2 protein-coding genes are annotated in these 2,666 nt (G+C 45.6%); both read left to right on the forward strand.

Going from position 1 to position 2,666, the window contains the following annotated elements; all coding sequences use genetic code 11:
* Positions 1-1,045: DNA (cytosine-5-)-methyltransferase (gene dcm, locus Q0200_RS07220; RefSeq protein WP_297939635.1), on the forward strand; the 1,045-nt coding region annotated here is incomplete at its 5' end.
* A 9-nt stretch (positions 1,046-1,054) separates the two neighbouring features.
* Positions 1,055-2,666: CHC2 zinc finger domain-containing protein (locus tag Q0200_RS07225; RefSeq protein WP_297939638.1), on the forward strand; the 1,612-nt coding region annotated here is incomplete at its 3' end.

The raw sequence follows: 2,666 nt of genomic DNA on the forward strand, positions 1-2,666 counted from the left end.
AGTATTCGGCAAGGTAGAGACGGTATTCGCCTGCGAGATAGACAAATATGCACGCCAAAGCTATCTGGCCAATCACGAAGCCCCGATAGTTTTTTACGAGGATGTTTGCGGTCTTGACGCTAGAGCTTACGCCGGGCAAATAGATATTTTGATCGGCGGCAGTCCTTGCCAAGACTTTTCAATAGCAGGGCAACGCGCAGGCGAGAACGGCGAGAGGGGCAACCTGATATGGCAATTTTACCGAGTGGTTAGCGAAGCCCGCCCTAGCGTTTTTGTCTATGAAAACGTCAAAGGGTTTGTGTCAATCAACGGTGGCAAAAGCTATCAAAGATTTTTGGACGCTTTGCGCGGGCTAGGCTATCATTGCCACGCCGAAATTCTCAACACGAAAGACTACGGCATACCGCAAAACAGAGAACGATTGTATATCGTGGGGTTTTTGGATATTGACGAATACCACGCCTTCTCTTATGCGCCCGAGACGGGCTGCGGCAAACTGGCGGATTATCTTGACCGGGATGTCGATGAAAAATATTTTCTCAGCGACAAAGCCCTTGCGTATTTCCACAGCAAACATCCGAAATTTAACGGCAAATTTGAGCCTAGAAACGAAAACGAAGGTATCGCGACCACTATAACAACGAATCCAGGCCATCGCAGGACAGATACTTTTATCAGGGTCGTCGGCGAGCTTGACGCAAAAGGAAACGAGAGCATAAGGCGCATATATGATACCTGCGGAATAGCTCCAACGCTGACTACCGCAACAGGCGGCGGACATACGCCGAAGATATTGCAAAAGGCAAGAGGTTTTAACCAGGGATATGTCCTCGAGAGAAACAATCCGCTAAAAGGCGAGCGCATACGCAAGCTCACGCCTAAGGAGTGTTTACGCTTGCAAGGATTTCCCGAGAGTTTCAAAATCGTAGTAAGCGATACGCAGGCGTATAAGCAAGCCGGGAACGCAATGAGCGTAAATGTTATAAAGATGATTTTTTGGCAAATTCAAAAGGCCAAAATCGGACAATTTAAACTAGTGGGATAGGCAAAAATAATGAGCGGCGATAGCATTTTTCAAACAATAAAGCAAACGGTATCAAAACACGATTTTAAAGATTTTATTCAGAGCGTTTATAGCATCGAGTTTAAAGGGGGCAATGCGTTTTGTCCGTTTCACGATCACGGCCATGCCACGCCTAGCCTAGGCATTAACTCCGACGCTAGCGGCACGTATTTCAAGTGCTTCGCTTGCAATACTAGCGGCGATATCGTTAAATTCGTGGAGCTAAAAGAGCAAATTTCGCCGCTTCAAGCGGCCAAAAGAGTTTGCGACCATTTCGGCATCCCAAATACTATCAACGCAAAAGAGATGACCGAAGAGGAAAAGAAAGCCTACGAGGCGCACCAAGCCCTGCTCAAAGCCGAAAATGAAGCTCGTATGAAAAAAGAGGCCGCCGAGCGCGCGAACAAGGAAGCCAAACTTAAATTTAGGTTGGCTAAAACCGCCCCGCAGCTCGTGGAAAATAAGTTAAAAAATTACGATTTGATCAAGGATCAAATTTCGGCCCTATTCCCGACGCCTAGCGATAACTTTGACGCATATAGCCGCGAACTTATCGGTTATAGCTTTGAGCATAAAAGCCTGGCTATCATCATCAGAGACGCAGATGGCGCGCCGGTAAATATCAAATATAGAGAGAAATTTGCTTACGATGCGTATAAGGGAGAGCTTTCAAACGAGCGAATGCCGGGCAAATGGATCGGCGAGAGCGGCGCGCACGCTAGTCCGTTTCCGCTAAATTTTTACGCCGACTATAAAGGCGATAAGGTAGTTATTTGCGAGGGCGAAAAAGATGCGCTCAATCTGATGTGCTTTGACGTATGCGCCTTGACTTTAGGCGGCGTAACGGCCAGCTGGGAAGAGTACAAAGAGCTTTTGAGGGACAAGCACGTTTTTATCTGGTTTGATCATGATGAGGCGGGCTACGAAAACGCTATCAAGAAATTTTACGAGCTGAAAGACGTCGCCAAAAGCATCCGCATCGTGCTATTTTATATGATAGGCAAAAACTTTTCAAAAGGCTACGACATCAGCGATTATCTTTACGACTTCGCCTTTAAATTTCAGGGTGTTAGTCCGCTCGAGACGGTCGCTTTTAGTTGTTTTGAACCGACGAACGTCGTTATAGACGAGATATGCGAATACTTCCCGAACCTTTCGGCAAAGCTAGATAAATTTAAACAAAATCTACCTATCAAAGAATTTCGGCAAATCAAAGCCGAGATAATGGCGCAAGATATCGAAGGCAACTTCATAAATATTTTCCCGGTCAAGGGCGAGCTGGACGACAAATACGTCGACGAGGTGCTAAACGCGGCAAAAGAACTAGAAAAAAAAATGGGCGATCGATACGAGGAATTTAAAAAAGCCTATATCCAAAGTTTCCTTTTGACTGAGCAAGAGGAGCAAAATTTCGATCGTTTTTCAAAGGCCTTTAGTGATGCCTTCCGCATAAACAAAACTATGCGCACGAACTATCACCAAACGCACATCACAGATATGACGGCAAGTCTAAATCAAACGTTTTTAAAACTAGGCTACCGCCTAGGCGAATACAAAAAGAATTTGCACGTTTGGGCGAGTAATCACTTTATGCAAATCGATA

The sequence above is a fragment of the uncultured Campylobacter sp. genome, from assembly GCF_938045225.1.
GTDB lineage: Bacteria > Campylobacterota > Campylobacteria > Campylobacterales > Campylobacteraceae > Campylobacter_A.